Here is a 26250-nt window from a genome sequence, read left to right on the forward strand (position 1 = left end):
GGTCATACGCCCATGGCGGACCGCACCTCCCTGTCACACGGGGCCGACGCCGCCCCCGCCCGGTCCTGGTGGGGCTGGGGCGACCCGGGTCAGGCCCTGCCGGACGCCGAGTGCGCCGAGCTCGCGGCGCTGGTCCCCGGGGCCGCCGGAACCGTGCTGCCCGTCCCCTCCATCGCCTCCCTGGAGCTGCCGCCCGTCCGCGTGAGCGCACCCCGTACGCTCGCCCACCTCGTCTCCGGCGATCCGGCCGACCGGGCGGGCCACACCTACGGCAAGGCCTTCCGTGACGTCGTCCGAGCGCTCCACGGCGACCTGGCGGCCGCACCCGATCTCGTCGCCTTCCCCCGGGAGGAGCGGGACGTGGTGGACCTTCTCGACTGGGCGGCCGCATCGGACGTCGCCGTGATCCCGTACGGGGCGGGGAGTTCGGTGGTCGGCGGGGTCGAGTACCGCGCCGGAACCCACTCCGGCGTCCTGTCGATGGACCTCTCGGGGATGGGCCGGGTGCTGGAGATCGACCGGGTGAGCCGGTCGGCGCGGATCCAGGCGGGAGCCCTCGGACCGGGCCTGGAGGCGCAGTTGAGGCCGCACGGACTGACGTTGCGCCACTTCCCGCAGAGCTTCGCGTTCTCGACGCTCGGCGGCTGGCTCGCCACCCGGGCGGGCGGGCACTACGCCACCCTCCACACGCACATCGACGATCTCACCGCCGCCCTGCGCGTGGTCACGCCCGCCGGGGTGAGCGAGTCGCTGCGCCTGCCCGGGTCGGGGGCCGGGCCCTCCCCCGACCGGCTCTTCCTCGGTTCGGAGGGCACCCTCGGGGTCATCACCGAGGCGTGGATGCGACTCCAGGACCGTCCCGTCCACAAGGCGTCGGCCTCGGTGGTGTTCGACCGCTTTCCCGCCGCGGTGGACGCCGTCCGGGCCATCGCGCAGTCGGGCCTGCATCCGGCCAACTGCCGCCTGCTCGACCCGGGCGAGGCCGCGCTGTCGGGGGTGGCGGGCGGCGGCACAAGCGTCCTGGTGCTGGGCGTGGAGTCGGCCCACCACCCGGTGGACGGCCGGCTCGCCGAACTCGTCGCCCTGGCCCGCGATCACGGCGGCTCCCCCGTCGGCGGCCCGACCGCTGCGGGCGACTCGGCCGTGGGCGACTCGGCCGCGGAGACCTGGCGTTCGGCGTTCCTGCGGATGCCGTACATCCGGGACGGGCTGGCCCGGATGAGCGTGATCAGCGAGACGTTCGAGACGGCGTGCACCTGGGACCGGTTCCCGGAGCTGTACGAGGCGGTGCACCGGGACGTCGGGGCGGCCGTCCGGGCGGCGACCGGCGCCGAGGCTCTGATCAACTGCCGTTTCACGCACGTCTATCCGGACGGTCCCGCCCCCTACTTCACGGTGATCGCCCCGGGCCGGCGCGGGTCGGAGGTCGCCATGTGGGACGCGATCAAGGCGGCGGCGATGCGGACCCTGGGCGAGCACCGGGCGACCGTCACCCATCACCACGCGGTGGGGCGCGATCACCGGCCCGGGTACGACCGGCAGCGCCCGGAGCCGTTCGCGCTCGCCCTGCGCGCGGCCAAGCAGGCCCTCGACCCGGCCGGGATCCTCAACCCGGGCGTGCTGTTCGACGCGGCGGGGTGACAGCGGGTGCAGCTGACGGCCGGTCGACGCGGCGGGTGATGGCGGGCCTCCCGGCCGCTCATGCCGGGCGCGCGTCCGGCGGGGCCGTGCCGGGGGCCGCCTTCAGCGAGGCCTCGATGCGGGTGAGCTGGTGGGCGAGGCTCGTCATCCACACCTCCAGGTCCACGGACAGAGGCGTCGGCGGGGCGCGGTCCGGGCCGCGACCGAGTGCGGGCCCCGGCGCGGGCCCCGGCGCGGGCCCCGGCGCGGGCCCCGGCCGATCCTCGGCGAGCAGGGTGGCGATCCGGTCGGCCTCCGCCTCCAGGCCCGACGCGGTCCTCCGGGCCCGAACGGCGGAGGCGTCACTCGCGCCCGACTCCGGGCGGAGACCGAAGCGCGGCAGCCACTGCGCGCCGAGCAGCATGTGGTTGGCGGCGATGAGCAGGGCGTGCCAGTCGGCGCGGTCGGCTTCACCGGCGCTCGGGGCCTCCGCGCGGTACTGGGCGTACGCCGCCTCGGCGAGGCGCAGCCGGTGGACGCCCGGCAGGATCGCCGGGGCGGCCCGCGAACCGCCCGACGGCGCGAGCAGCGCCTGTGCCGTCACCGGCACCAGCGGGGCGCACGTTCTGAGCAGCCCGGCCATGGCCAGGCGGACCTCTCTTCGCGCCCCGGCCGGCCAGGCCAGCAGCCCGCACAGCAGACCGATCACGCTGCCGGTGACGACGTCGATCATCCGTGCCTCCGGCAGCCGCAGGGTGACCGGGGCGATCTGGGCGAACGCGGTGGCGACGACGAGCGTGAACAGCGCCTGCGCGTACGCGAGGCCCAGCAGCGGCCCCAGGGCGAAGGCCACCAGCATGACGGGGGCGAGCAGGGCGGCGTACACGTCGGTGTGCCGGCCGAGTCCGATCACGAGCGCCCCGGCCACCAGCGCGCCCGCCGCGTTGCCCGCCACCGCCCGGCGGACCGCCTGCCAGGTCGCGCCGGCGGTCGTACGTCCGAGGGTCAGGACGGCGAGGAGCACCCAGAACCCGTGGGTCAGGTCGAGAGAGCCGGCCACCGCGCGGGCCGCGGCGAGTCCGAGCGCGGTCCTCACGGCGTTCTGGAACAGCACCGACCGGAACGTCACATTGCCGAGGACGCGCCGGGCCCACAGCCTCGGCGTGGACAGTTCGGCGTACCAGAACAGTTCGCGCGGGGCGGCCGGCTCGGTGGGCCCTCCGTGCGTGCCGATGTCGACGGTGATCTCCACCATCCGCGCCGATTCGGCGAGCGCCAGCACCCGGGACTGCCGTCGCAGCACCTCGACCGGGGGCCGCTGACCGGGCGGTCCGGTGGCCAGGCGCACCCGGTCCGTCTGGAAGCCCCGCATCGCCTCCTCCAGCGCACCGGCGGGCGGTGGGCGGCTGCCGGTGCGCAGAAACCGGGCGCAGGCGGTGCACAGCTCCGCGACCCGGTCCAGGAGTGCGGCGGACTCGGGATCGGCGGGCGCGGGTACGGGTGTGGCTTCGGCGAGGGTGGCCAGCTGGTCGAGGAGTCTGCGTACGGAGCGGCCGGCCTGTTCGAACGCGCGGTCCGTCCGGCCGGCCCCGGCCGGGCGTTCCGCCGGTGGTAGGTCCGCCAGGCGCAGCTTCGCTCCGGCGGCGCGCAGCCGTGCTGGTGGTACGCCGCCGGGAGCGGCCCCGCGCGCCGCCTCGTCGAGGGCGTCGGCCAGCCGTTCCCGGTAGGAGGGCGCGGCCGGATCGGGCAGCAGGACCTCGAAGGCGGCGAGGAGCAGCACACCGGCCGTGAGCCCCGACAGCCGCTCCACGAGCGTGTCGGGGGCGTACGGCGGAAAGCAGGCGAGGATGTAGAACAGCTGGAGTCCGGGGGCGGCGCCCGCGGGCCTGGGCCCGGCCACGGCCGCGAACGCCAGCAGGAACCCGACGAGGAGCATGCCGCCGACGGCGGCCCAGGTGTCGACGGCGAGCAGGGTGCCCAGGGTCGCCAGGACCAGCGCCGGGGGCAGGGCCCGCACCATGACGGAAGCCCGCTGACGGCCGGAGCCGGGGACGGCTGAGAGGAGTCCGAGGGCGATCGGCGCGAAGAGGGCGTACAGCGCGGTGACCGGGAGCCCGGCTCCGTACAGCAGCGGGTAGAAGCCGGCGCTCGCCGCGCCGGCGACCCGGAAAGACCGGCGGAGGATCGTCGCCCGCTCCTGCCCGGCGATCACCCGCGCGCTCCCTCCGCGGGCGGGGCCCCGAGCCTCGCCCGGCGGGGCATGCGGACGGCGGCGGGCGGAGACCCTTGTGAGGGCCCGTCCGCCGGGAGCCGCTGTGCGCTCATGCCGCGCGCTCCTCTCCCGGGCCGGTCTCCGGTGACGCCCTCAGGGCTGCCTCCGGCCATTGTCGGCCGGGACCGGGCCGCCCGCGCGCGATGGCGAAGGGCTCGGGCGGCTCGATCGGTCCGTGCGGCCCGGCGATCGGTCGGGCCCTGTGCGCCGGACGAGAAAGGCGTCCGCCCCGAGCACCTGGTGCTCGGGGCGGACGCCGGCGAAGATCACACGGCCGGGCGGTCGCCCGCACAGTGGGGCGGCCCGTGGTGGCTCAGATGGTCGCCGTGTCGATCACGAAGCGGTAGCGGACGTCGCTCGCGAGAACCCGCTCGTACGCCTCGTTGACCTGGCTCGCGCCGATCACCTCGATCTCGGCGCCGAGCCCGTGCACGGCGCAGAAGTCCAGCATCTCCTGGGTCTCCGCGATGCCGCCGATCGCCGAACCCGCGATCGACCGGTTGCCCATGATCAGGGAGAAGAGGTTCAGCGAGATCGGCTCCTCGGGGGCGCCCACGTTGACGAGGGTGCCGTCCGTGCGCAGGAGGCCGAGGTAGGCGCCGAAGTCCAGCGGGGCCGAGACCGTGGAGAGGATGACGTCGAAGGTGCCGGCCAGCTCCTCGAAGGTCTTGGGGTCGCTGGTCGCGTAGTAGTGGTCGGCGCCCAGCTTGAGCCCGTCGTCCTTCTTCCGCAGGGACTGGGAGAGGACCGTGACCTCGGCGCCGAGCGCGTGCGCGATCTTGACGGCCATGTGGCCGAGACCGCCGAGGCCGACGACGGCGACCTTCTTGCCGGGGCCCGCGCCCCAGCGCTTCAGCGGCGAGTACGTGGTGATGCCGGCGCACAAGAGCGGCGCGGCCTCGTCGAGGGCGATGCCCTCGGGGATGGTGACGGCGAACTTCTCGGTCACGACGATGTGCGTCGAGTAGCCGCCGTAGGTGGGCTCGCCGCTGCGGTCGAGGGCGTTGTACGTCTGGGTGTTGCCCTCGGCGCAGTGCTGCTCGCGGCCCCTCAGGCAGGCGTCGCACTTTCCGCAGGAGTCGACCATGCAGCCGACGCCGACGCGGTCGCCGACCTTGAACCGGGTGACCCCGGAGCCGGTCTCGGCGACGATCCCGGCGATCTCGTGGCCGGGCACCATCGGGAAGATGCCCTCGCCCCAGCCGTCGCGGGCCTGGTGGATGTCGGAGTGGCAGATACCGGCGAACTTGATGTCGATCAGGATGTCGAACTCGCCCACCGGACGACGCTCGATCGTGGTGCGCTCCAGCGGGGCCTTGGCACGGGGAGCGGCGTAGGCGGCAACGGTGGTCATGCCGGAGGTTCTCCTCTGGGTGATGCGGTAGGAACGTGTCCCAGCCTCACTCCGGGTCCGACGTTTACCCAGCCCACCGCTTTGCCTACGTCCAGTGGTCCTACTACTGACGGGGACAGGCTCGGCCGCCTACGACCACGCATCGCAGGAATAATGGACCCCATGGACGATCAGCCGGAGGCCGCCGCACCCGAGCCGCTGGACCGGCGTGCCGAGCTCAGTGAGTTCCTGCGCACCCGCAGGGCCAAGCTTCAGCCGCAGGACGTGGGACTGCCGGAGTTCGGCCGGGCCCGTCGGGTGCCCGGGCTGCGCCGGGAGGAGCTGGCGCAGCTGGCCGGGGTGTCCGTGGCGTACTACACGCGTCTGGAGCAGGGCAACGGGCGCAATGTGTCGGCCGAGGTGCTCGACGCGATCGCCCGCGCGCTGCGGCTCACCGACGCCGAGCACGCGCATCTGAACCATCTGGCGAGGCCCGCCCGGCACAAGAAGAAGCGCCGCCCGGCGAAGGTGCAGCGAGTGCGGACCGGGCTGCTGTATCTCCTCGACAGCATGGAGGGCATTCCCGCGTACGTGGCCGGGGCGCGGTCCGACATCCTCGCCTGGAATCCGATGGCGGCGGCGGTGTTCGGCGACTGGGCCGCACTGCCGCCGGCCGAGCGGAACTGGGCGCGTCTGGTGTTCCTCTCCCCCGCCTACCGGGACCTGTTCCTGAACTGGGACTCCAAGGCCTCGGACATGGTCAGCTATCTCCGGCTGTACGCGGGCTGCCACCCCGACGATCCGCAGCTGTCGGCGCTGGTGGGCGAACTCTCGCTGAAGAGCGAGGAGTTCCGGCGGCTGTGGGCGACGCACAACGTCAAGGAGAAGGGCCACGGCATCAAGCTGATCCGGCATCCGCTCGTCGGCGACCTGACCCTGTCGTACGAGACGCTGAACCTCCCGGACGACGAGGACCAGCAGCTGGTGACCTACCACGCGGAGCCGGGTTCGGAGTCGGCCCAGGCCCTGCGCCTGCTGGCGAGCTGGGGCGCCGACGCGGGCCGGGCGGATGTGATCAGCGGCGCGGGTCGGGGTCCGGACGACGAGCGATGAGGACGAACTCCCGGCCCGGCCGGTCGGGTGCGTCACGCACCTCGCGTACGACGAAGCCCCGGGCCGTCAGGTCCGCCTCGACCTCCTGACGCTCGCGGAACCGCAGCGTGGAGTCGGAGGTGAGGACCTGGCCGTCGGCCGCGAAGACGTACGTCCAGCGGAACGAGACGAGCGGTCCGGCGACCTCGGTCACCTCGACCCAGCTCTCGACGGGGCCGAGGCCGACGATCTCGGTGACACGGTGCGAACGCTCCCGGTTCCACGCCTCCCAGGCGCGCCGGGCCGGGTCCCGCGTCTCGAAGACCAGGTGCCCGCCCGGCCGTAGCGCCTCGTAGGCACCGCGCAGCGTCGCCCGCCAGTCGCGCGGGTCGGTGATCTCCTGTGCCACGTTGGCCGTCATGGTGGCCAGGTCGACCCGCAGCGGCGGAAGAGCCGAAGCGTCACCGCTGATCCAGCGGACCCGGTCACCGCCCGGCTTGGCGCGCGCCACGTCGAGCGAGGCCCGGGCGGGGTCGACGCCGACGACCTCGAACCCCCGGTCCGCCAGCAGCAGGGCGAACACACCGGTACCGCAGCCGATGTCCAGCACCCGCCGTGCGCCGAACTCCTCGGCGATGCGGACGTACGGGTCCAGATCGCCTCGGTCGAGGTCGAGCGGATCGTAGAGAGCAGCCAGTCGGGGATCCACGAACATCTCGTCAGCCATGCGGCGGAAGGTACCGGGCGGGCGGGGCATCGGCACTCGCCGGGGCGGACGAGCGGTCAGTCGGCCTCGGCCACCGCCGCCACCTCCTCGGGCGCCACTCCTGCCGCCGCCTCCGCCTCATCGGTGGCGGCGGCGGGCGCGGGAATCCGGGTCGACGCCGTAGCGGCCGTGCCGGCCGGGTCCAGGAGCGGGAGGGTCTGTGCGGCGGCGAGCCGGGGCAGCAGCAACTGCCAGAAGCCGGTGAGCATGTACGGGGACAGCCAGCCGGAGTCGTGCCGGCCGAGCACCTCGAACCCGGCCGTCGCGGCGACCGTGGCGGCTGCCGCGTCCTCGCGGGAGACGTCCTCGGCGAGTGTTCCGGCGGCGGCCGCCTCGTCCAGCAGTTCCCGCACGCGGTGGTGCCACTGCACTCTCAGGTCCGGGGCGGCGGTTCTCGCGGCGTCGCAGCTCAGCCGGAATCCGGCCCGGCTCACCGGGTCCTCGCGCAGCCGTTCCGCGAGAGCGTGCGAGCTGTCGACGAGCGCCTGCAGGGCGGTGTCCGTCCTGCGCCGGATCGCGCCGGACATCTCGCGCAGCTCCCGGGACGCCTCCACCACCACCGCTTCCGCGACCGCGGCCTTGTTCTCGAAGTGGAAGTGCAGCGCGCCGGTGCTGACGCCCGCGCCGGAACTGATCAGCGTCAGCCGCGCCTGCGCGTAGCCGTGCTGCTCGAAGACGGTGGCCGCGGAGCGGATCAGCGACCGGCGGGTACGGGTGGCCCGCTCCTGTTTGGTCACCGGGACCTCCGCTCGAAGAATCGGCGACCGGACGGGGGACCGGAAAAGGCGGCTGCCCCGGTGGAGGGCTCCCCGCCGGGGCAGTGGAACGGCTTCATGGAGTTATGAAACCAACTTACCGGTTTCATTTCCAGAGAACGGAAGAAGACGGCGGAGACTTCCGGGACCCTTTCCGGCCACTTCTCCCCTTCGGGTTATAAAAGCTCTTCCCTTCCGGGCCATGGAACCGGGCCGGAAAGGGAAAGAGCGGATCATCGCACGTAGGGGAGAGCTGTCTCGCGGTACTACGCCGAGAACGCGTCCGCGTGATCGGCCGACCAGATCCGGAACGGCCGGGCCGGACGCCCTGTCAGTTCCTCGACGGTGGGCACCACCGTCGCCTTCGCGCCCGCCCGCTGCCGCTCCGCGCTCTCCAGGAAGGCTTCCGCGACGGGCCGCGGGTATGTCGCCAGCAGGGCCGCACGCGCGGCGTCCACGCCCAGTTCCTCGAAGCGCAACGGCCGCCCCAGCACCCGGGAGAGCTGGGCCGTCTGCTCCCGCGCGGTGATCGCCTCCGGGCCCGACACGGCGTACGCCCTGCCCTCGTGCCCCGTGCCGGTGAGTGCGGCGACGGCGACCGCCGCGACGTCGCGCGGGTCGACGCAGGCGACCGGCGCGTCGCCGTACAGGGCGCGCACCACTCCGGCCGACCGGATGCCGGGCGCCCAGGACAGCGTGTTGGACATGAACGTCCTGGGGCGGACGAACGTCCAGGCGACCCCCGACTCCCGCACGGCCTGTTCGTTCTCCCGCTGACGCCGGGTGATGAAGTCGTCGGCCCCCGGCTCCTCCACCGCCATCATGGACAGCTTGACCAGGTGGCGGACGCCCGCCGCTGCCGCCGCCGCGGCGACCCACTCGTCGTGGGGCTCGGTGGGGCTCTTCGTCACCAGGAACACCGAGGTGACGCCCCGCATGGCCCGGTCGAGGGCGGAGCGGTCCCCGTACTCCCCCTCGACGACCTCGACCCCGCTCCCCCGTACCGTCAGCCGCTCGGGGCTGCGCGCGAGAATCCGCACCGGGCCTGCCGCCGCCAGCTGTCCGGCGACCTCACGGCCCACCGCTCCGGTCGCCCCGGTCACGAGAATCACTCGGAAAACCTCTCAGCCGTCGATCCGCGGGCCGGACAGAACGGTGGAGAACACCGGTTCGCCGTCCTGATGGCCTGTCACCTGGACCGTCACCGTATCCTCGGCCGTCCCCGGCCGGACCACCGCCCCGATCGAGCACGGGCTGTCGAACTCGGCGTACCGGTGGAACCGGCTGCGCGCCTCCGCCGGAACGATTCCGCCGGGCCCCACCGCCAGGCAGGCCGCCTGACGGGCCGCCTCCAGCAGCAGCATGCCCGGGACATGGTCGTTGGGCCGCTGGAACAGCGTCGGATGCCGGGTGTCCACGCGCAGTTCCCACACCCCGTCCCGGCCGGTCTCCGAGAGCACCACGTCCTCGGCCCTGGTGCGGCCCGCCCCGGCGGTGGAGACCGGCGTCGCCCGCGGTATCGATATCCCCTCGGCGGGTGTGTCACCGCGCATCCGCCGGTACACCTTGGGGTTCGTGAAGCGGGTCGCGCCCGTCCCCGTCGCGGCCAGTTCCCCGTCGCGGTGGACCGCCCAGCCCACGCGCCCCTGTATCGGCAGTCCGCCCCGCCACTTCAGATCGGAGCAGTACACCTCCACGTCGATCTCGGCGGGGGCGCCGCCGACGCCCAAGTGGTCCAGGTCGCACGCGTAGTCGAGGTCCGCCATCAGGAAGTGGTAGCCCACCGGGACGCCGTACCCGGCGTGGAAGGAGAGCATGGCCGCCTGTCGCATCGCTTCCGCCACCAGCAGCGGATCGTGCCGGTCGCCGCTCACCGGGGCGAAGAACGGATGATCGTGCGGCAGGACCGCCGTGACCGAGAACCGATCGCGGGCCAGGCGCACCCAGTTACGCGGAAAGGCGTCCTCCGGCCTGGTCCGGTGCACCATGTCGATCCCCACGGGATGCACCACCTCGGCCTCCGAATCCATAGCCGGCACCGGATCGATCAAGACTGCTGCTTCGGGCATAACTCCCCCCAGGGGTCATGTGATGGCGAGCCGTTCCTGCGATGCACGTGCGCTGATAAGATACAGACTAAGCGGTTTTTTTTCTATCCCCGGCAGGGTCGTCCCCCCACACCGTCCCAGCCGTTTCCCGGGCCCTCGCCCAGCAAAGGAGACAGGATGGCCAAGCAGGACCGGGCGATCCGCACCCGCCAGACAATCCTGATGGCAGCGGCGCAGGCCTTCGAGAAATACGGCTATCAAGCCGCGACGATCACCGAGATACTCAAAAGCTCCGGCGTCACCAAAGGCGCTCTCTACTTCCATTTCCCGTCCAAGGAAGATCTCGCGCTCGGTGTTCTCGATGCGCAGGAGCCTCCTCAGACCGTTCCGGACCAGGCTCTCAAACTCCAGGAACTCATCGACCTGGGCATGCTGTTCAGCCATCGTCTGCAGACCAGCCTCCTCGCCCGGGCGGGCGTCCGCCTCTCCATGGACCAGCAGGCACAGGGCCTCGACCGCAGCGGCCCCTTTCTCCGCTGGCAGGAAGCCACCCATCACCTCCTCGCCCGTGCCAAACACAACGGCGAACTGCTCCCCCACGTCAACCCCACCGAGACGGCGGACCTGTACGTGGCCGCCTTCGCGGGAACCCAGGCGGTCTCCCAGACTCTCACCAACTACCAGGACCTGCAGCGCCGCCACATCACGCTGCAGCAGCACATACTCCCCAGTATCGCCACGCCCTCCATCCTCACCGCCCTCGATCTGACGCCGGAGCGCGCCGAGCGCCTCGGCCTGCTGGATCCGGTCGGCTGAACCGAGCCGGGGGAACGGCCACCCGGCTTTCAGGCTCGTACGCGGAACGGGCGCCGGGCGCTCAGGCGTCCAGCGCCAGTTTCGCGCCGAGGCCGATCATCATCACGGCGACCAGCGCGTCCAGCACCCGCCAGGCGGCGGGCCGCGCCAGGACCCCGCTCAGCATCCGGGCGCCGTATCCGAGCGCGACGAACCAGCACAGGCTGGCGAGGACCGCGCCGAGGCCGAAGGTCCAGCGCAGCGGACCCCGGTCGGCGGCGACGGACCCGAGCAGGAACACGGTGTCGAGGTACACGTGCGGGTTGAGCCAGGTCATCGCCAGGCAGGTCAGCACGACGCCCCGGCGCGACGTGGCCGGCGCGTCGGCGGCGTGCAGGGCCGACGGGCGCAGGACGCGGCGTGCGGCGAGCAGGCCGTAGCCGATCAGGAACAGGCCGCCGAGCAGCCCCACCGCCGTCAGCGCCGACGGCCAGGCCACCACGACCGCACCGACCCCGGCGACCCCCAGCGCGATGAGCACCGCGTCGGACAGGGCGCAGATCCCGACCACCGCGAGCACACCGTCACGGCGGACGCCCTGGCGCAGCACCAGGGCGTTCTGGGCGCCGATGGCGACGATGAGGGACAGGCCGGTGCCGAATCCGGCGGCCGCGGTGGTCAGGGCGTTCATCATGCGGCCGACGCTACAAAGCGGGACAATATGATGTCCAGCTAAGGATTCTTACGTATCATTAGCTTTCATGATGTCCGAGCTTCCTCTCGACCAGGTACGGACGCTGCTGGCCGTGGTCGACGAAGGCACCTTCGACGCGGCGGCGGGGCGCCCTGCAGCTGACGCCGTCGGCGGTCAGCCAGCGTGTGAAGGCACTGGAGCAGCGCACGGGCCGGGTGCTGCTGATGCGCACGAAACCGGTGCGGCCCACCGAGTCCGGCGAGGTGGTGGTGCGCTTCGCCCGCCAGCTGGCCCGGCTGGAGCGCGACGCGCGGACGGCGCTCGGGATGGCCGGACCGGACGGACCGACGCCCCTGTCGATCGCGGTGAACTCCGATTCCCTGGCGACCTGGTTCCTGCCCGCCCTGCGGCGGGTGCCGGAGGAGCTGGACCTCTGCTACGAGCTGCGCCGCGAGGACCAGGACCATACGGCCGCCCTGCTGCGGGAGGGGCTGGTGATGGCGGCGGTGACCTCGTCCCCGGAGGCGGTGACGGGCTGTTCGGTACGCAGGCTGGGACGGATGCGGTATCTGCCGGTGGCCAGTCCCGGTTTCGCCGACCGATGGCTGGAGCGGCGGGCGGGCACGGCGTTGCGCGAGCTGATCGGCGATGCCCCGGTGATCGGCTTCGACCGGCGCGACGATCTCCAGGACACCTTCGTCCGCCGGCTCGGTCTCGGGTCCCGGGCGAGCGCCCGGCGTCATCTCGTGCCCACCTCGGAGGGGTTCGTGAGCGCCGTGGCGGCGGGCATGGGCTGGGGCATGGTGCCCGAGGTCCAGGCGGAGCCGCTGCTGGACGACGGCCGGCTGGTGCGGCTCACCCCGGACCGGACCGTCGTCGTCCCGCTGTACTGGCAGCAGTGGAAGCTGGACTCACCAGCCTTGGCGGCCGTGGCCGATGCGGTGGCGGCAGAGGCGGCCGAGTCGCTCGACGGCGACCGGCCGGACTGACCGGTTCCGCCTCACCCCCACCCACAACCCACGTATCCCACCCCTACGCATGGGTGATTGCAGCACCCTCCGAGCGAAGTTAGGTTTACCTAACCGACCAGAGAGGGGCGCATGATGACGGACAGTCAGGGCCAGGAGACCGGCAACGGCCCGGAGACGGCGGTCGATTGGCAGGCACGGGGCACGGTCGCCCGGCTCGTGCTCGGTCAGATGGCCACCCAGGCACTCGGTACGGCGGTGCGGTTGGGGGTGTTCGACCGGATCGGTCCCGGCGAGCTGAGCGGCGACGCGCTCGCCGGTTCTCTCGGCACCCATCCGCAGGCGACGCTGCGTCTGCTGCGCGCGCTCGCCGGACTCCAGTTGCTGTCCGAGACGGAGCCGGGCGTCTTCCGGACCACGACGGCGGGCGACGCCCTGCGCACCGACACGCCCGGCACGATGGTCGCCATGGCCCGGATGTTCACCGATCCGGTCATGCTGCGGGGCTGGGACCTGCTCGACGAGAGCGTCCGTACGGGAGAGACCACGTTCGACACCGTGTTCGGGACGGACTTCTTCGGCCATCTCAAGGAACAGCCCGAGCTGTCCGCCGCGTTCAACGAGGCGATGAGCCAGGGCACCCGGCTGACCGCCGCGAACGTGCCGCACCACTACGACTTCGGGCGCTTCCACACGCTCGTGGACATCGGCGGCGGCGACGGCACCCTGCTGGCCTCGGTCCTGCGCGAGCACCCGGAGCTGCGGGGCATCCTGTTCGACACGGCCGAGGGACTCGCGCAGGCTCCGCGGCGGCTGGCCGAGCAGGATGTGAGCGGCCGCGTCGTCCTGGAGACCGGTGACTTCTTCGCCTCTGCCCCGGCCGGCGGCGACCTCTATCTGCTGAAGAGCATCATCCACGACTGGGACGACGAGAGGTGCGCGGCCATCCTGCGGCACGTCCGGGCCGTCATCCCCGACCACGGTTCGCTGCTGATCGTCGAGCCGGTGCTGCCCGCCACGGTGCCGCCGGACCCGGCGGGAGGCGTCTACCTCAGCGATCTCAACATGCTCGTCAATGTCGGCGGCCGGGAGCGGACCGAGGACGACTTCGCCGCCCTGTGCGCGGCGGGCGGCTTCGCCCTCCGGAGCGTGACGCCGTTGCCCGCGCCCGACATCTTCCGGATCATCGAGGCCTCACCGGTCTGACGGCCGCCTCGGGGCAGTCGCGCGGGACGCCTTAGGATGGCGGGTCTCTCCCCCTTGGAACGACATCGGAGGCGTCCTCCCCATGCGTGTGCTGCTGGTGGAGGACGACGACGACCTGCGGGAGGTCATCGCGTCCGGGCTGCGGGACGGGGGTTTCGCCGTGGACTGCGCGGCGGACTGGCCGGAGGCGGACGTGCTGCTGCACGTCACCGCGTACGACTGTGTGGTGCTGGACCGGATGGTGCCCTCCGGCGACACCCTCGTCCCGCTGGAGGTCAGACGCCGGGCCGGCTGGTCGGTGCCCGTGCTGTGTCTCACCGCCCTGGACTCGCTGCCCGAGCGGTTGCGGGGGCTGGAGAGCGGTGCGGACGACTATCTGGCCAAACCGTTCGCGATGCCCGAGCTGGTGCTGCGGGTCCGGGGCCTGAGCCGGCGGGCGGCGGCCCGGCTGCCCTCCTTCCTGAGCTGTGCGGACGTGGTCATGGACGTGGCGCGGTACGAGGTGCGGCGCGGCGGCGTGCTGCTGTCGCTGAGCCCGAAGGAGTACGCCGTGCTCCAGCAGCTCCTCGTCCACCGGGACGCCGTCGTCACCCGTACCGACCTGCTGGAGCACTGCTGGGACGAGATGGCCGACCCGGTGTCCAATGTGGTGGACGCCGTCGTCGCGGGGCTGCGGCGCAAGCTCGGCTCCCCCGGTCTCGTGCACACCGTGCGCGGTCAGGGGTTCCTGCTGTCGGCGGAGCCGGGGCCGTCCTGATGGCGAAGCCCGTACGCCGTCGTTCGCCGGCCCGGAGGCGGCTGCGCCGGCTGCAGCTGCGGCTGACCGCCGCGTACACCCTGATCACCGTCGTCGGGCTGGCCGCGCTGTCCTGGCTGGTGATCCGTACCGACGACCGGGCGCGGCAGGACGCCGAGTACGACGAGATGCGCCGCCGGGCGTCCGTCGCTGCCTCGCTCGTCTACTACGAGGACGACCGCATCAGGCTGGACGGCCTCGACGACGACGATGCGACCTCGGGAACCCCGCAGATCCTGGTGCTGGAAGGACGGCCCGGCGGTGATCCGGTGACCGTGTTCCGGGGCCGCACCGAGCAGTTCGCCGTACCGGCCGGGGCTCTGTGGGCGGTGACCCGTACGGCGATGGACGAGGAGGAACCGGTACGGGCCGAGGCGCGCGACCGGGCGGGAGAGCCGGTGCATCTGCTGGCCGTGCCCTTCTACCACGACGCCACCGACGAGGTGGCGGGCGCGGCCGTCGCGGTCGGCGATCCGGAGTACGGCGCGGCCGAGCACCGCAGTCTGGTCCTCTCCCTCGTCGTCGGGACCGGGGCGCTGACGGCGCTGGCCGCGCTGACCGGGCATGTGCTCTCCGGGCGGAGCATGCGGCCGGCCTGGCAGACGCTGGAGCAGCAGGAACGGCTGCTGGCCGACGCGGCGCACGAGTTGCGGACCCCGGTCGCGGTGATGCGCGGATCGGTGGAGGTGGCCGCGAGCTCTCCGGACGGGCCGGCGGCGCATCTGCCCCGGATCCGGCGGGCGGCGGACCGGATGGCCGACGTCGTGGAGAACCTGCTGACCCGGGGGCGGTTGGAGGCCGACGTGGACGTCGTACGGGCGGAGCCGCTGCGGCTGGACCAGCTCGTCGAGGAGGTGTGCGCGGAGCTGCCGGACGGCGGTCGCCGTCCGGAGCTTCGGCTGACGGAGTCGGTGACGGAAGCCGACGCGGCCCTGGTGCGGGTCGCCGTGCGCAACCTCCTGGACAACGCCGTACGGCACGGCCGGGCGCCGGGCGCGCCGACGGACCGGGCCGATCTGCTGGTGACCGTGCGCGGTCCGGAGGTGTGGGTCGCCGACCGGGGGCCGGGTGTGGATCCGGACCGGCTGCCGGAGCTGATGGAACGGTTCAGCTCGCCGGGCGGGGGAACGGGCATCGGCCTCTCGCTGGTGGGGCGGATCGCGGAGGCCCACCGGGGAACGCTCACCGTCCGGGAGCGCCCCGGCGGCGGCGCGGAGTTCGTCCTGCGGCTCGCCCCCGCCGGATCGCGGCAGGGCCGCCGGCGCGGCACGGGGCGGACGCTCACGATTCGCTCATGATCGGTCGGCCATGATGCGGGGGCAGGTTCCGAAGCCCAGCCACGGGAGTCTTGTCATGCCCCAGCACGCCGTCCCTCCGTTCCTCCGCCGTCGCAGCACACTCGCCGCTCTGGCCTGCGGGGTCGCGGTCGCGACGGGAGCGGGGCTGCTCCTGTCCCATGCCTTCGCCACGGGGGCGACGGACGAGGCCGCGCCCGAGGTCGTGCCGCCCCGCGCCGATGTGACCTTCGACTACCAGATCGGCGGCGCGTACACCCCGCCCGCCGGGGTCGGGGCCGTATCGCGGGACCGCGGCGACTCGCCGGCCGAGGGCCTGTACAACGTCTGTTACGTCAACGCCTTCCAGACCCAGCCCGACGCGCTGGACCAGTGGCAGAAGGACGACCCCGATCTGCTGCTGCGCGACGGCGACGGAGAGCTGGTCAGTGACGAGGCCTGGGACGAGGTGCTGCTGGACACGTCGACCGCGGGCAAGCGCGCCCGGCTGGCGGAGATCGTCGGGGAGTGGATCGACGGCTGCGCGGATTCCGGTTTCCAGGCGGTGGAGCCGGACAACCTGGACTCCTTCGAGCGCTCCGACGGTCTGCTGACCCAGGCGGACAACGCGGCGTTCGCGAAGCTCCTGGCCGACCGCGCGCACACCGCCGGGCTGGCGATCGGCCAGAAGAACACCACCGATCTGCTGGACCGGCGGGAGGCGATCGGGTTCGATTTCGCCGTCGCCGAGGAGTGCGGCCGGTACGACGAGTGCGCCGACTACGCCTCCGCGTACGAGGACAGGGTGTTCGTCGTCGAGTACACCGACGACGACTTCGCGAAGGCGTGTTCGTCCGTGGGGGCGAAGGTGTCGGTGGTGCGCCGGGATCTCGACGTCCGGCCGGCCGGGCGGCCGGGGTATGTGTTCCGCACCTGCTGACGGCTCACGGGGCGTCCGGCGGGTGGGCGCAGACCGTGAAGATGCCGCCTTCGGGGTCACAGATGACCACTTCGGTTCCGTCGGCGGGCGAGTCCACCGGCGGGCCGGCCGTTCCGCCCGCCGCGCGTGCCGCCTCGGCGACCGCTTCCAGGTCCGCGACCTGGAAGCGGACGTGCCAGCGCGGCCGCAGCCGGGGGTCGGGGGCCGACGCGTCCCCTCCGCCGCGCAGGGTGGCCACGGTCCGGCCGCCCTGCCGTACGACGACCGCGTCCTGCTGGTAGGCGTAACCGACCTCGCAGCCGCCGGGTTCCTGCGAGTCCCAGCCGAACACCCCGGCGTAGAAGATCGCGCAGTCGAAGGCGTGGCTGGTACGCAGTTCGATGGAGGCGGGCATGTTGTCGCGGCCGTACGACCAGGGCGGGGTCCGGCCCTCCCAGAAGCCGAATCCGGCTCCTTCGCGGTCGGCGGCCACGGCTCCCCGGCCCGGGCCCAGCCGGATCGGGCCGACGGCGATGGTGCCGCCCCGCTCGCGGACCCGGGCCGCTGCGGTGTCGACGTCCGCGACGGCGAAGTACGGGGTCCAGGAGACGGCTGTCGGCAGGCCGGGGGCGATCTGTCCGATCCCGGCGACGGGCAGGGCGCCGGCATGGGCGACGGAGAAGCCCTCGCCGAGGGTGCCGGAGCGGAAGGTCCACCCGAGGACGGGCCCGTAGAAGTCCTGGGCGGCCCGCAGGTCCCGGGTCATGAGGCTGACCCAGCACGGAACCCCGTGTACGGGGGTGCTCTGCGCTGCCTCGGTCATCGGGATCCATCTCCTCGTCACCGCTGGTGAGCCGCCGCGCCGCCGACGCCGGTCCGGCGGGTGGGCCTGATGGTCACCGGCCGTTCGCAGGCCGGAGCGCTCCGGGGCGTCACACGTCCTCCGGAGCGGGCACGCATCCATACCTACGCCGCCGGGGACGTCGCCGCCACCCGGGAGGGCCCTTGATGTCAGTGCCCGGTGACAGACTTTCCGCATGAACGCCTCGCAGCCGAAGGCTGACCTCCAGCACTATCTGCAGTTCGCTCGCGACACCCTGCTGTGGAAGCTCGAAGGGCTCTCGGAGTACGACGTCCGCCGCCCCCTGACGCCGACCGGCACGAACCTCCTCGGGCTGGTCAAGCATGCCGCCGGGGTGGAGCTGGGCTATTTCGGCGAGACGTTCGGGCGGCCGTTCGGCGAGGCGCCGCCCGCCTACGGGGACGACGCCGAGGCGAACCAGGACATGTGGGCGACGCCCGACGAGTCGCGGGAGGACATCCTCGGTCTCTACCGCCGGGTGGCGGAGCACGCGGACGCCACGATCGCCGAGCTGCCGCTCGACGCGGTCGGGCAGGTGCGGTGGTGGCCCGAGGAGCGGCGCCGGGTGACCCTGCACCAGATCCTGGTCCATGTGATCTCCGACCTCCAGCGGCACGCGGGGCACGCGGACATCGTCCGGGAGCTGGTCGACGGGACGGTCGGGCTGCGGTCCGGCACCGACAACCTGCCGCCGGGCGACCGTGCCTGGTGGGAGGGGTACCGGCAGCGCCTGGAGCAGGCGGCGCGGGAGGCGAAGTAGTCCTCTCCCGATCGCCCGCCCGGTCGTGGTGCCCTCCGGATCACTCACCTTGGTGGCGCTCTCCGGATCACTCGCCGGTTCGGCGTCCGGTGAGTGCGGCGGGTTCGCCGAGGTGGTGTGCGGCGGTGCGCCAGGCGGTGGTGACGGCTTCGCGGGCGGCGACGGTCGCCGCGCCGACCTCCGGCGGAAGGTGCAGCGGGGCGCCGACGTGGACGTGGAGCCGGGGGCGGCGGGCCGGGGCGGTGAGGAGCCCGGAGATCTGCTTGAGGCACGAGCCGGAGGTCACCCGGCGGGCGCCTGCCTGGCCGAGCGGCACGACGGGCGCCCCCGAGGCGTGTGCGAGGCGGGCGAGACCGCTGCGGAAGCTCTCCGGCGGGGCTTCCGCCGCGTCCGTGCGGCAGGGCAGCCGTCCTTCGCCGTAGATGAGCAGATGGCGGCCGTCCCTGAGCGCGACGGCCGCCGCGTCGAGGGCGCCCGCCGCCCGGTGGGTGTTGCGGTGCACGGGCACATGGCCGCCGCCCTCCAGAAGGCGGCCGAGGACCGGGATGCGCCAGAGGCCCGCGGTGGCCATGACGACGGGTTCGACGCCGAGGCGCAGCAGTGCGGCGAGGACGATGCCCGGGTCGGCCAGGGAGGTGTGGTTGGCGACGATGATGCTGCCGGCGGCCGGGGCCGTGGCGTGGTCGGAGGTGACCGTGAGGCGTCCGAGCGAGGGGACGACGGCGGCGGCGATTCGGCTGAGCACGGTTCTCCCGGGGTCCGGCGGGCGTGGCCGTCCTGGTGGACGGCGGTGCGGTCGGGGCCCGCCCGTTCCGGCTCGGCCCGCCACGCCTTCATCGTCGTGGCGGCCGGGGCGCGGGGCCTGAGTGCGGGTACTCACGGCTCCTGGGTCGATCGCCCCTGCCCCGGCTCACCGTCCGGGGCCACCGGCCGCCCCGTGCGCTGAGCCGGTCACGTACCGTGGACTACCTTGTTGCACATCTTTCGCAATTACTTCTTCATGGCAAGGAGGCTCCCATGGGCTCTCCCGTGGTGCTCGGGATCGAGTCGTCGTGCGACGAGACCGGGGCGGGGCTGGTGCGGGACGGGCGGCTGCTCGGTCACGCGCTCGCGTCCAGCATGGACGAGCACGCCCGCTTCGGCGGGGTGGTGCCCGAGATCGCTGCCCGGGCCCATGTGCACGCGTTCGAGCCGGTCGTCCGGCAGGCGCTGGAGAGCGCCGGGCTGCACATGGCGGACATCGGCGCGGTCGCCGTGACCACCGGCCCGGGGCTCTCCGGGGCGCTCCAGGTAGGGCTCGCCGGGGCGAAGGGGCTGGCGTACGCGCTGGGCGTCCCGCTGTACGGGGTGCATCATCTGGCGGGCCATGTCGCCGCCGACACCCTGGAGCACGGGCCGCTGCCCGATCCGTGCGTGGTGCTGATCGTCTCCGGCGGCCACACCTCGCTGCTGCTCGTCCGGGATCTGGCCCGCGATCCGATCGTGCATCTCGGGGACACCGTGGACGATGCCGCCGGGGAGTGCTTCGACAAGGTGGCCCGGGTGTTCGGGCTGCCCTATCCGGGTGGCCCTGCCATCGACCGGGCGGCGCGGGAGGGTGATCGGCGTGCGGTGGCGTTCCCGCGTCCGATGACCGGCGCGAAGGACGCCCCGTACGCCTTCTCCTTCTCGGGTCTCAAGACGGCGGCCGCGCGCTGGGCCGAGCAGCAGCGGATCGCGGGCCGGGAGCTGCCGTTGGCGGACGGTTCCGCGTCGCTCCAGGAGGCGGTGGCCGATGTGCTGACCCGCAAGGCCGTGGCGGCGTGCCGTGATCACGGGGTGGGGACGCTGGTGGTGGTCGGCGGGGTGGCCGCCAACTCACGGGTGCGGGAGCTGGCGGAGCGGCGGTGCCGGGCGGCCGGGATCACGCTGCGGGTGCCGCCGCTGAAGCTGTGCACGGACAACGGCGCGATGATCGCGGCGGTCGGCGATCTGCTGGTGCGGGCCGGGGCGGAGCCCGCTCCGATGGATGTGTCGATCGACCCTTCGGCGCCGCTGGAGTACGCGGCGCTGCATCCGGTGGCGCGGGGCGCGGGGCGGGCCGCCTGAGGCGGGGCCCCCGGGTTCTCCCGGTTCCGGACGCCGGGGGGCGTCCGGAACCGGGGTTTTCCACGGCGTCGTGACAAAGAGTTCCGGACGGTCCGGGCCCCTGCGGTCAGCGCCGCAGCCACACCGCCGTGTCGGACGGCAGGCGCCCGTCGGCGTCCAGTGGCCCGCTCGCCAGCAACTGTTCCTCGTGTCCGGGCAGTTCGACGCTGCGGTCGAGAAGGTTCACCACGCACACCAGGCCGTCGGTGCGGACGAAGGCCAGCACCCCGTCCTCGGCGGGCAGCCAGGTCATCGGGCCGTCGCCGAAGCCGGAGGTCTCGCGGCGCAGACGCAGTGCCGCGCGGTAGAGGCTGAGCATCGAGGCGGGGTCGGCGTCCTGCCGGTCGACGGCGTACGTCGGCCAGTCGGCGGGCTGGGGCAGCCAGGGCTCGGTGGTGGAGCCGAAGCCGCCGTACGGTTCGGCCGCCGCCCAGGGCAGCGGGACGCGGCAGCCGTCGCGGCCGGGGTCCCTGCCGCCGGAGCGGAAGTGCATCGGGTCCTGGATGCGGTCGAGCGGGATGTCCGCCTCGGGCAGGCCCAGCTCCTCGCCCTGGTAGAGGTAGACCGAACCGGGCAGGGCGAGCGTCAGGAGCGCTGCGGCGCGGGCGCGGCGGGTCCCGAGCTCCAGGTCGGCGGGGGTGCCGAACTCCTTCGTGGCGAAGTCGAAGGCGGTGTCCGTACGGCCGTAGCGGGTGACCGTGCGGGTCACGTCGTGGTTGCACAGGACCCAGGTGGCGGGGGCCCGGACGGGTGCGTGCTCGGCGAGGGTGTCGTCGATGGCGCGGCGCAGGCGCTGGGGGTCCCAGGGGCAGGCGAGGAAGGTGAAGTTGAAGGCGGTGTGCAGTTCGTCGGGGCGGAGATAGCGGGCGAAGCGCTCGGAGTCGGGGAGCCAGACCTCGCCGACGAACACGCCGTCGTACTCGTCCGCTATCGCCCGCCAGGAGCGGTAGATCTCGTGGATCTCGTCCTGGTCGATGTACGGGTGCGGGTCGACGCCCTCGGTGAAGTCGGGCAGGTCGGGGTGTTTGGTGAGCAGGGCCGCGGAGTCGATGCGGACACCGGCCACGCCGCGCTCGAACCAGAAGCGCAGGACGTCCTCGTGTTCGCGGCGGACGGTGGGGTGGGACCAGTTGAGGTCGGGCTGCTCGGGGGCGAACAGGTGCAGGTACCACTCCCCGTCGGGGACCCGGGTCCAGGTGTCGCCGGAGAACTGGGAAGGCCAGTTGTTCGGGGGGAGTTCGCCCGTCTCGCCGCGGCCCGGGCGGAAGTGGAAGAGTTCCCGCTCCGGGCTGCCGGGGCCGGCCGCGAGGGCTGATCGGAACCAGACGTGCTGGTCGGAGAGGTGGTTGGGGACGATGTCGACGATGACCTTGAGGCCGAGCCCGGCGGCCTCCGCGATCAGTTTCTCGGCCTCGTCGAGGGTGCCGAAGGCCGGGTCGATGGTGCGGTAGTCGGCCACGTCGTACCCGCCGTCGACGAGTGGCGACAGATACCACGGGGTGAACCAGACGGCGTCCACGCCGAGTTCGGCAAGGTACGGCAGATGCGCGCGGACCCCCGCGAGGTCCCCGGTGCCGTCGCCGTCGCCGTCCGCGAAGCTGCGGGGGTAGATCTGGTAGATGACGGCGTCGCGCCACCAGGTGTCGGTTCGGGAGGGGGGCACAGCTGCCACGTGAGGGTCCTTTCGGGCAGGTGGGGACTCCGCCGCCGGTCGCGGCGGGGCATGGATGACGTGACCGGCGGCGGAGAGCGTGTCGATGGTGGGGCGGAAGAGAAGAACGGTGCGGGGCGCGGATCAGCCCTTGAGGCTGCCGGCGGTGAGACCGGCCATGATGCTCCGCTGGAAGAAGAAGAACACGATGATCATCGGGATGCTCGCGATCACCAGACCGGCCATGATCTGGTTCTGTGTGACGGCTCCGGCGGTCTGCGAGAGCCCCACGCTGATCGTCATCTTCTCGCTGTCCGGCAGGACGAGCAGTGGCCAGACGAAGTCCTTGAAGACCAGGACGACGGTGAAGATGGAGACCACTCCGAGGATGGGCCGCGAGATCGGCAGGATGATCGAGACCAGAACGCGCCACGGGGGCACACCGTCGATCTCGGCCGCTTCGAGGATCTCGTCGGGTATCGAGTCGAAGAACCGTTTGAGCAGGAAGATGTTGAAGCCGTTGGCGGCCACCGGGAACCAGATCGCCCAGGGCGAGTTGAGCAGCTGCCAGCCGAAGATCGGCACATCGGTGACCGTGATGTAGGCCGGAATCATCACGACGATCGGCGGGATCATCAGGGTGGCCAGCATCGCGCCGAGGATCACGTTGCCGAACATCGGGCGCAGCTTGGACAGCGCGTAGGCGGCGGTGACGTCGACGGCGAGGGCGAAGAGCCAGGCGCCGACCGCGTAGAAGAGGGTGTTCTTCAGGAGCAGCCCGATGTCGAAGAGCTCCCAGGCGTCCGAGAACACCGAGAAGTCGGGGTTCTCGGGCCACAGCGTGGGCGGCATCTGGGCTATCTCCTCGCCCGACTTCATCGCCCCGGTGACCATCCAGTACAGCGGGAAGACGAAGACCAGGGTGAAGACGAGCAGGATGGCCACGAGGACCGTCCAGTAGATGCGGCTGCCCCAGCGGGACTTGAGTTCCAGGGGCGAGACGATGGTCCGGGCATGACCGTCGGCCCAGGCGGCGCGGCGTCGCTTCTTCCCGTCGCGCGTCGGTGGCGGTGTCACCTCGCGGTTCGCTCCCGCCGTGTCGAAGTGGGCTGTGGTGTCGACTGCGTTGGCCACGGGACTACCTCTTCTCGTCACGGGTCAGCCGGAGCTGCACCGCGGCGACCGCAAGGAGAACGAGCATGAGCATCAGGCCGAGCGCGCTGCCCGCCCCGTAGTTGCCGCCGTACACGAAGGCGTACTGGTACATGAGGTACGCGACGGTGACCGTCGCGTTCTCGGGTCCGCCGCCGGTGAGCATGTACGGCTCGATGAACACCTGCATCGTGGCGACGATCTGGAGCATCAGCATCAGGAGCAGGATCAGTCGGGTCTGCGGGACGGTGACGTTCCAGATCCGCTTGAAGATCCCGGCTCCGTCCAGCTCCGCGGCCTCGTACAGATCGCCCGGGATGTTCTGCAGGGCGGCGAGGTAGATCAGGACGCCGGATCCCATGTTCATCCAGGTGGAGACGATGACCAGGGAGATCAGCGCGGTGTCCGAGGAGTCGAGCCAGGACAGTGCCGGCAGGCCGGCGAAGTCCAGGACCTGGTTGAACAGGCCAGGTCCGGGATCGTAGAACCAGCGGAAGAGCAGCACCGAGACGATCGGCGGCAGCATCACCGGCAGATAGACCACGAAGCGCAAGTAGCCGCGGGCGTGCCGCAGTTCGTTGAGCACGATCGCCACCGCGAACGGGATCACATAGCCGCAGACCAGGGCGAGCAGGGTGAAGACGACGGTGTTCTTCCAGGCCTGTCCGAAGGCCGGGTCCGCCACCACCGTACGGAAGTTGTCCAGGCCTACCCAGGTGGGCTCGTCGACGAGGTTGGTCTCCTGGAAGGAGAGGACGACCTGCCTGATGATCGGCCACCAGGCGAACATGGCGAAGCAGAACAGCGCCGCACACAGGAAGCCGTACGCGGTGATATTGGCCTGGACGGTCCGTTTCCGTTTCGCCGCCGGTCTGCGAGGCGGCTTGGCCGGCCGCTTCGGTTCGATGGTGAGTGTCTGCATGGTGATCTCCCGTTCACGCCTCTCCCGCCGGATCTGCTCGGGGTGCCGCCCTCCCCTCCTGGGCGGCACCCGGGACAGTGGCCGTCAGCCCCTGGCCAGAATCCCGTTGGCCTTGGACTCGGCGTCCGCGAGCAGCTTGGCTATGTCCGCGTCCTTCCGCGTGAGGACCGCGGACATGGGCACGTCGAGCACCGCGTAGAGCTCCTGGGCCTTCGCCGGCTCCAGCTTCAGCTCGACGCCCTTGGAGGTGTCCACGTAGGGCTGGTAGTACTCGACCGGCAGGACGGCGTTCTCCTCGCGGGCGTCCGCGATCCTCTGACCGGTCGGGGAGTCGCCCATGTAGTCGTTGTTGGGCACGCCGACGGCCTCGCCGTTGGCCTTGCCGCGCGCGTAGTCGTGCCGGCCCTTGCCCGGGGTGTTGAACTGGAAGTCGATCCACTGCATGGCCGCCTCGGTCTGGGCGGCGTTCGCCTTCGGGTTGACCATGTAGGCCTCGCCGCCGGTCAGGGACGCCTCGCCCTCGGGGATGCCGGTGATGCCGTAGTCGTCCTTCTTCCCCTGGAACTTCTGGACCACGTCGGTGACGACGTCCGGGGCTCCGAGCATCATGCCCGTCTTGCCGGCGGCCATCTGCTGCATCAGCGTCTCCCAGCCGATCAGCACCTTCTTGCCGACGCTGTCGTCCTTCCAGCGCATGTCGTGCAGCGTCTGCAGCACGGCCTTGCCCTCCGGGCTGTTGAACGCGGCCTTGCCGTCGACGACCATCTCGCCGCCGCGGCTGAAGATGGACTGCGCGAAGTGCCACCCGCCGACGTTGCCGCCGCCGTACTCGCCGTATCCGACGTAGTCGTCACCGAGGCCGGCGATCTTCTTCGCCGCGGCACGGACCTCGTCCCACGTCTTCGGCGGGGCGTCGGGGTCGAGACCGGCGTCCTTGAACAGCTTGCGGTTGTAGACCAGGCCGACGCTGTAGCTCACGTTGGGGACGCCGTAGGTCTTGCCGTCCTCGACGACCATGTCCCTGACATCCTGCTTGATGTCGCCGTAGTTCTTCACCAGGTCGGTGACGTTCGTGATGTCCTTCGCCTGCTTCTTGGAGATCACGTCGGCGTAGTTGGTGACCGGCACCATGAACACCGTCTCCATCTGTCCGCCGGCGAGCTTCGCGGCGAAGGTCTTCGGGTCGAAGCACGGCTGCTGGTCGGTGCTCTTGACCGTGACCCCCGGGTGCGCCTTCTCGAACGCGGCGACGTCGTCGTTCCACGCCTCGCGCTGCTTCGGTGCGGTCTTCGGTGGCTGACAGGCCACGGTGATGGCCACCCCTCCTCCCGCGTCGGACTCCGAGTCGCTGCCACAGGCAGCGAGGCTCACGACGAGACCTGTGGTCAGCAAGATCGCAAGATTGCGCGGCTTCATTACGCTCCTCCGGGGTGACGCCCAAGCACGGCCTTGATCGGAGCGTCACGATAGAACGGCGAGCAGACCAACGCAATATTCCGATCCAAATTTGCAAGATTGCGACTGCACCACGTTCTACGGGTGCTGATGGGCCACCAGAAGCCGCACAGGGCTTTCTCGACCGTGCAGGCCGTGACTACGGGTCGCGTACGGCCGACGCCAGGGAAGCGGGCATCGGTGACGGAGGGGAGGGGAGCGCCGGGACGGGCTGGGGCGCCTGGCGAAACGCGTGGGAAAACCGCTCGGGAGAGGGCCAGGAAAGGCGCTCGGGAGGAGGGGGCGGAGGTCCGGCCGGTGCGGCGTTCGACACTGGAGCTGCGGCCTCCCGCCCCTCGGCGGCCGGCTGGGAGCGCTCTCCACGCGGGTGCGTGGACCGCTCACCGAAGCGCGGCCGCCGGGGCGGTCACGACGGGCGGGGGGCCGCGGGGGCGTCGGGCGCACTGTTCGGCGCCCGGCCTGCCGCGGCCTCACCCGCTTCCACGTGCGACGGCTGTTCAGCAAGCCATCGCGTCGTGAACGCAAGAATATGGCAATAGTTGCAGGACGTTTATCGTCCCGTGATGGACTTGTCCGCCCTCTGGCGACTGCGGCCGGGGGTTCCGGCTGCCGGCTAGCGGGCTGCGGCGGCTGTCCGCACAGCGCCGAAATCGATGGCGCGGTCGGCCTCGCGCAGGACTTCCTCGGCCACCCGGCGCACTTCGGCGAGCACGTCGCCGTGCTCCTCCACGAGGCCGGCGTAGATCGGTGCTTCGGTGCTGTCTGCGGAACTCATACGGATTT

Annotated in this window: 23 protein-coding genes and 1 pseudogene; 10 read left to right on the forward strand and 14 right to left on the reverse strand. The window is 72.0% G+C overall.

Going from position 1 to position 26250, the window contains the following annotated elements; genetic code table 11:
* The first annotated feature begins 12 nt into the window (after positions 1 to 12).
* Positions 13 to 1641, forward strand: a complete 1629-nt coding sequence (locus tag ACSMXR_RS00300; protein ID WP_473170910.1) for an FAD-binding oxidoreductase — start codon at positions 13 to 15, stop codon at positions 1639 to 1641.
* 58 nt (positions 1642 to 1699) lie between these two features.
* Here ACSMXR_RS00300 and ACSMXR_RS00305 read toward each other — a convergent pair whose 3' ends face one another.
* Both ACSMXR_RS00305 and ACSMXR_RS00310 read right to left on the reverse strand, forming a co-directional pair.
* Positions 1700 to 3832, reverse strand: coding sequence for an FUSC family protein (locus ACSMXR_RS00305; RefSeq protein WP_473170911.1), 2133 nt, complete (start codon positions 3830 to 3832; stop codon positions 1700 to 1702).
* Between the two features lie 373 nt (positions 3833 to 4205).
* Positions 4206 to 5246 carry an NAD(P)-dependent alcohol dehydrogenase gene (locus ACSMXR_RS00310; protein ID WP_218523553.1) on the reverse strand — a complete coding sequence of 347 codons (1041 nt, stop codon included), beginning with the start codon at positions 5244 to 5246 and terminating at the stop codon, positions 4206 to 4208.
* A 162-nt stretch (positions 5247 to 5408) separates the two neighbouring features.
* Here ACSMXR_RS00310 and ACSMXR_RS00315 point away from each other — a divergent pair, with 162 nt between their 5' ends.
* A complete protein-coding gene (locus ACSMXR_RS00315) occupies positions 5409 to 6338 on the forward strand; it encodes a helix-turn-helix domain-containing protein (RefSeq protein WP_218523554.1) in 930 nt (309 codons plus the stop codon).
* On the opposite strand, the gene ACSMXR_RS00320 is transcribed toward ACSMXR_RS00315, so the two are convergent.
* The 4 genes from ACSMXR_RS00320 to afsA all read right to left on the reverse strand — a co-directional run bounded on the left by ACSMXR_RS00320 (position 6301) and on the right by afsA (position 9907).
* Positions 6301 to 7044: a class I SAM-dependent methyltransferase gene (locus tag ACSMXR_RS00320; protein ID WP_473170912.1), complete on the reverse strand. Its 744-nt coding sequence runs from the start codon at positions 7042 to 7044 to the stop codon at positions 6301 to 6303. The genes ACSMXR_RS00315 and ACSMXR_RS00320 overlap by 38 nt on opposite strands.
* 56 nt (positions 7045 to 7100) lie before the next feature.
* Positions 7101 to 7820, reverse strand: coding sequence for a ScbR family autoregulator-binding transcription factor (locus tag ACSMXR_RS00325; RefSeq protein WP_381795932.1), 720 nt, complete (start codon positions 7818 to 7820; stop codon positions 7101 to 7103).
* Positions 7821 to 8104: 284 nt separating this feature from the next.
* A complete protein-coding gene (locus ACSMXR_RS00330; protein ID WP_137231285.1) occupies positions 8105 to 8950 on the reverse strand; it encodes an NAD(P)H-binding protein in 846 nt (281 codons plus the stop codon).
* A gap of 12 nt (positions 8951 to 8962) precedes the next feature.
* The gene (gene afsA / locus ACSMXR_RS00335) at positions 8963 to 9907 is read right to left on the reverse strand and encodes a 2-oxo-3-(phosphooxy)propyl 3-oxoalkanoate synthase (RefSeq protein WP_381854033.1); all 945 of its coding nucleotides are present in this window, start codon (positions 9905 to 9907) and stop codon (positions 8963 to 8965) included.
* Positions 9908 to 10063: 156 nt separating this feature from the next.
* Here afsA and ACSMXR_RS00340 point away from each other — a divergent pair, with 156 nt between their 5' ends.
* A complete protein-coding gene (locus ACSMXR_RS00340; protein ID WP_137231283.1) occupies positions 10064 to 10702 on the forward strand; it encodes a ScbR family autoregulator-binding transcription factor in 639 nt (212 codons plus the stop codon).
* A 61-nt stretch (positions 10703 to 10763) separates the two neighbouring features.
* Here the strand turns inward: ACSMXR_RS00340 and ACSMXR_RS00345 are convergent, their stop codons facing one another.
* Positions 10764 to 11375 (reverse strand): LysE/ArgO family amino acid transporter, encoded by a 612-nt coding sequence (locus ACSMXR_RS00345; RefSeq protein ID WP_137231282.1) that lies wholly within the window; start codon positions 11373 to 11375, stop codon positions 10764 to 10766.
* A gap of 67 nt (positions 11376 to 11442) precedes the next feature.
* Between ACSMXR_RS00345 and ACSMXR_RS00350 the strand changes: the two are divergent.
* From ACSMXR_RS00350 to ACSMXR_RS00370, 5 genes and pseudogenes are all read left to right on the forward strand, one after another.
* A pseudogene (locus ACSMXR_RS00350) lies at positions 11443 to 12364 on the forward strand (LysR family transcriptional regulator ArgP).
* A 114-nt stretch (positions 12365 to 12478) separates the two neighbouring features.
* Positions 12479 to 13549, forward strand: coding sequence for a methyltransferase (locus ACSMXR_RS00355; RefSeq protein ID WP_473172491.1), 1071 nt, complete (start codon positions 12479 to 12481; stop codon positions 13547 to 13549).
* A gap of 82 nt (positions 13550 to 13631) precedes the next feature.
* Positions 13632 to 14306: a response regulator transcription factor gene (locus ACSMXR_RS00360; RefSeq protein WP_030082193.1), complete on the forward strand. Its 675-nt coding sequence runs from the start codon at positions 13632 to 13634 to the stop codon at positions 14304 to 14306.
* On the forward strand, positions 14306 to 15643 hold the full coding sequence (locus ACSMXR_RS00365) for a sensor histidine kinase (RefSeq protein ID WP_381854530.1): 1338 nt from the start codon (positions 14306 to 14308) through the stop codon (positions 15641 to 15643). Before ACSMXR_RS00360 ends, ACSMXR_RS00365 begins: the two co-directional genes overlap by 1 nt.
* 55 nt (positions 15644 to 15698) lie before the next feature.
* The gene (locus ACSMXR_RS00370; RefSeq protein WP_137231277.1) at positions 15699 to 16559 is read left to right on the forward strand and encodes an endo alpha-1,4 polygalactosaminidase; all 861 of its coding nucleotides are present in this window, start codon (positions 15699 to 15701) and stop codon (positions 16557 to 16559) included.
* 4 nt (positions 16560 to 16563) lie between these two features.
* Here the strand turns inward: ACSMXR_RS00370 and ACSMXR_RS00375 are convergent, their stop codons facing one another.
* Positions 16564 to 17361, reverse strand: a complete 798-nt coding sequence (locus tag ACSMXR_RS00375) for a VOC family protein (protein ID WP_218523561.1) — start codon at positions 17359 to 17361, stop codon at positions 16564 to 16566.
* 214 nt (positions 17362 to 17575) lie between these two features.
* Between ACSMXR_RS00375 and ACSMXR_RS00380 the strand changes: the two genes are divergently transcribed.
* Positions 17576 to 18160: a DinB family protein gene (locus ACSMXR_RS00380; protein ID WP_218523562.1), complete on the forward strand. Its 585-nt coding sequence runs from the start codon at positions 17576 to 17578 to the stop codon at positions 18158 to 18160.
* Between the two features lie 67 nt (positions 18161 to 18227).
* On the opposite strand, the gene ACSMXR_RS00385 is transcribed toward ACSMXR_RS00380, so the two are convergent.
* Positions 18228 to 18905 carry a lysophospholipid acyltransferase family protein gene (locus tag ACSMXR_RS00385; RefSeq protein ID WP_473170913.1) on the reverse strand — a complete coding sequence of 226 codons (678 nt, stop codon included), beginning with the start codon at positions 18903 to 18905 and terminating at the stop codon, positions 18228 to 18230.
* 272 nt (positions 18906 to 19177) lie between these two features.
* Here ACSMXR_RS00385 and tsaD point away from each other — a divergent pair, with 272 nt between their 5' ends.
* On the forward strand, positions 19178 to 20248 hold the full coding sequence (gene tsaD, locus ACSMXR_RS00390; RefSeq protein WP_473170914.1) for a tRNA (adenosine(37)-N6)-threonylcarbamoyltransferase complex transferase subunit TsaD: 1071 nt from the start codon (positions 19178 to 19180) through the stop codon (positions 20246 to 20248).
* Positions 20249 to 20354: 106 nt separating this feature from the next.
* On the opposite strand, the gene ACSMXR_RS00395 is transcribed toward tsaD, so the two are convergent.
* From ACSMXR_RS00395 to ACSMXR_RS00415, 5 genes are all read right to left on the reverse strand, one after another.
* Positions 20355 to 21959, reverse strand: a complete 1605-nt coding sequence (locus ACSMXR_RS00395) for a glycoside hydrolase family 13 protein (RefSeq protein ID WP_381911181.1) — start codon at positions 21957 to 21959, stop codon at positions 20355 to 20357.
* 123 nt (positions 21960 to 22082) lie between these two features.
* On the reverse strand, positions 22083 to 22943 hold the full coding sequence (locus tag ACSMXR_RS00400) for a carbohydrate ABC transporter permease (protein ID WP_137231352.1): 861 nt from the start codon (positions 22941 to 22943) through the stop codon (positions 22083 to 22085).
* A gap of 133 nt (positions 22944 to 23076) precedes the next feature.
* On the reverse strand, positions 23077 to 24012 hold the full coding sequence (locus ACSMXR_RS00405) for a carbohydrate ABC transporter permease (RefSeq protein WP_256341803.1): 936 nt from the start codon (positions 24010 to 24012) through the stop codon (positions 23077 to 23079).
* Positions 24013 to 24096: 84 nt separating this feature from the next.
* Positions 24097 to 25404 (reverse strand): ABC transporter substrate-binding protein, encoded by a 1308-nt coding sequence (locus ACSMXR_RS00410; protein WP_256341804.1) that lies wholly within the window; start codon positions 25402 to 25404, stop codon positions 24097 to 24099.
* 676 nt (positions 25405 to 26080) lie between these two features.
* The gene (locus ACSMXR_RS00415) at positions 26081 to 26242 is read right to left on the reverse strand and encodes a hypothetical protein (RefSeq protein WP_170994476.1); all 162 of its coding nucleotides are present in this window, start codon (positions 26240 to 26242) and stop codon (positions 26081 to 26083) included.
* Between the last annotated feature and the right edge of the window lie 8 nt (positions 26243 to 26250).

The organism is Streptomyces sp. DSM 106670, assembly GCF_055792845.1.

Bases quoted from the DNA above. Each gene is read 5' to 3' on its own strand.
- ACSMXR_RS00300 (WP_473170910.1), top strand. From the start codon at position 13: ATGGCGGACCGCACCTCCCTGTCACACGGGGCCGACGCCGCCCCCGCC.
- ACSMXR_RS00310 (WP_218523553.1), bottom strand. From the start codon at position 5,246: ATGACCACCGTTGCCGCCTACGCCGCTCCCCGTGCCAAGGCCCCGCTG.
- ACSMXR_RS00315 (WP_218523554.1), top strand. From the start codon at position 5,409: ATGGACGATCAGCCGGAGGCCGCCGCACCCGAGCCGCTGGACCGGCGT.
- ACSMXR_RS00320 (WP_473170912.1), bottom strand. From the start codon at position 7,044: ATGGCTGACGAGATGTTCGTGGATCCCCGACTGGCTGCTCTCTACGAT.
- afsA (WP_381854033.1), bottom strand. From the start codon at position 9,907: ATGCCCGAAGCAGCAGTCTTGATCGATCCGGTGCCGGCTATGGATTCG.
- ACSMXR_RS00340 (WP_137231283.1), top strand. From the start codon at position 10,064: ATGGCCAAGCAGGACCGGGCGATCCGCACCCGCCAGACAATCCTGATG.
- ACSMXR_RS00345 (WP_137231282.1), bottom strand. From the start codon at position 11,375: ATGATGAACGCCCTGACCACCGCGGCCGCCGGATTCGGCACCGGCCTG.
- ACSMXR_RS00355 (WP_473172491.1), top strand. From the start codon at position 12,479: ATGACGGACAGTCAGGGCCAGGAGACCGGCAACGGCCCGGAGACGGCG.
- ACSMXR_RS00360 (WP_030082193.1), top strand. From the start codon at position 13,632: ATGCGTGTGCTGCTGGTGGAGGACGACGACGACCTGCGGGAGGTCATC.
- ACSMXR_RS00365 (WP_381854530.1), top strand. From the start codon at position 14,306: ATGGCGAAGCCCGTACGCCGTCGTTCGCCGGCCCGGAGGCGGCTGCGC.
- ACSMXR_RS00370 (WP_137231277.1), top strand. From the start codon at position 15,699: ATGCCCCAGCACGCCGTCCCTCCGTTCCTCCGCCGTCGCAGCACACTC.
- ACSMXR_RS00375 (WP_218523561.1), bottom strand. From the start codon at position 17,361: ATGACCGAGGCAGCGCAGAGCACCCCCGTACACGGGGTTCCGTGCTGG.
- ACSMXR_RS00380 (WP_218523562.1), top strand. From the start codon at position 17,576: ATGAACGCCTCGCAGCCGAAGGCTGACCTCCAGCACTATCTGCAGTTC.
- tsaD (WP_473170914.1), top strand. From the start codon at position 19,178: ATGGGCTCTCCCGTGGTGCTCGGGATCGAGTCGTCGTGCGACGAGACC.
- ACSMXR_RS00405 (WP_256341803.1), bottom strand. From the start codon at position 24,012: ATGCAGACACTCACCATCGAACCGAAGCGGCCGGCCAAGCCGCCTCGC.
- ACSMXR_RS00415 (WP_170994476.1), bottom strand. From the start codon at position 26,242: ATGAGTTCCGCAGACAGCACCGAAGCACCGATCTACGCCGGCCTCGTG.